This window comes from Streptomyces niphimycinicus, assembly GCF_018883605.1.
In the GTDB taxonomy this organism is placed as follows: Bacteria; Actinomycetota; Actinomycetes; order Streptomycetales; family Streptomycetaceae; genus Streptomyces; species Streptomyces niphimycinicus.
On record NZ_JAHLEM010000331.1, the window covers coordinates 1 to 1737 of the forward strand.

Annotated in this window: 1 protein-coding gene; it reads right to left on the reverse strand. The window is 68.2% G+C overall.

Annotated elements, in window-relative coordinates; all coding sequences use genetic code 11:
• Positions 1 to 1731 (reverse strand): acyltransferase domain-containing protein (locus tag KN815_RS27605; RefSeq protein ID WP_301184653.1); only part of this gene is annotated, 1731 nt, incomplete at its 3' end.
• Between the last annotated feature and the right edge of the window lie 6 nt (positions 1732 to 1737).

A 1737-nucleotide genomic window follows, 5' to 3' on the forward strand; every position in this document is an offset into this window, starting at 1 on the left:
CGTCACCACCACCAACCGCGAACCACCAAACCGCTCCTCCCCCACCCACAACCGCAAAACCTCCAACACACCCACCACATCAACCCCCGACAACACCACACACCCCGGCACCACACCACCCGAAACCACCTCACCCCACTCCACAAACGACCCCACCCCACACACACCCACATCCACCCACTCCACCCGATACAACGCATCACGGCTGCCAACCCGGGCGTCAGCGAGCTGTCCCTCCGGAACAGGTCGGAGTACCAGGGAGTCCACCGACAGGACCGCCTCACCCGCCTCATCGGTCACCCTCAGCGACACCGCGTCCGGACCGGCAGGCTTCAGCGCCATCCGGACAGCGGACGCGCCGACCGCGTGCAGCCTGACGCCGCTCCAGGAGAACGGGAGATACGCCCCGCCATCGTCGGTGATCAGGCCACCCAGTCCGACGCCGTGCAGCCCGGCGTCGAGCAGAGCCGGATGTATCGCGCAGCGAGCCGCATCACCTCTCGCCTCCTCCGGTAGCACCGCCTCGACGAAGACCTCGTCTCCCCGGCGCCAGGCATCCCGCAACCCCTGGAACATCGGCCCATAGGCATACCCGCGCTCCGCCAACGCCGCATAAACCCCCTCCACCCCAACCCGCTCCGCACCCACCGGCGGCCACACCTCCACAGCCGACGCCTCACCACCCGCCACCCCCACCACACCCACCGCATGCCGAACCCACTCACCCTCCCGACACGAAAACACCGACACCGACCGGCGACCCCCCTCACCCACACCACCCACCAAAACCTGAACCTCCACCTCACCCCGCTCCGGAAGCACCAACGGCCCCTCCAACGTCAACTCCTCAACCACCCCACACCCCAACCCCAACCCCGCCTGCAACACCAACTCCACAAACCCCGTCCCCGGGAACAGGACCACACCGGATACCGAGTGTTCGGCCAGCCACGGCTGACCGGCCAGCGAGAGCACTCCGGTGAGGAGAGCGCCTCCGGAATCGGGCAAGGGAACCACCGCACCCACGAGGGGGTGGTCGACCTCGGCCGAGCCGGGTGTCGACCGGAGGGGGGCCGCCCAGAAGCGCCGACGCTGGAAGGCGTAGGTCGGCAGGTCAATGGCGTGCGCGCCCAGCCCGGCGAACGCCGCCCGCCACTCCACCGCGACGCCTCGGACATGCAACCGGGCCAGCCCGGTGAGGAAGGAGTCCAGGCCACCGTCATCGCGGCGCAGCGATCCCGTCAACACGATGTCGGTGTCGGTGGCGTCGGCGGTGTCCTGAATGCCGATGGTCAGCACCGGATGCGGGGCGGCCTCCACGAACACCGTATGCCCGAGCTCCAACAGCCCCTCAACAGTGTCCTGGAACTCCACGGTCTCGCGCAGATTCCGATACCAGTACCCGGCATCCAGCTCCACGGTGTCCATCAACCGCCCGGTCACCGTCGAATAGAACGGCACCCGCCCACTACACGGCTCCACACCCGCCAGAGCCTCCGCCAGCTCCCCCCGAATCTCCTCCACCTGCACCGAATGCGAGGCGTAATCCACCGGAATCCGCCTGGCCTCCGGAAACTCCACCAACACCCCATCCAGCACCTCGACCGCACCCGACACCACCGTGGACGCCGGACCATTCACCGCCGCCACCGACAACCCAGGACGATCCCGCAGCCGGTCAGCAGGCACCGGGACGGACACCATCCCACCCCGACCCGACAGCGCCAGCAACGCCTT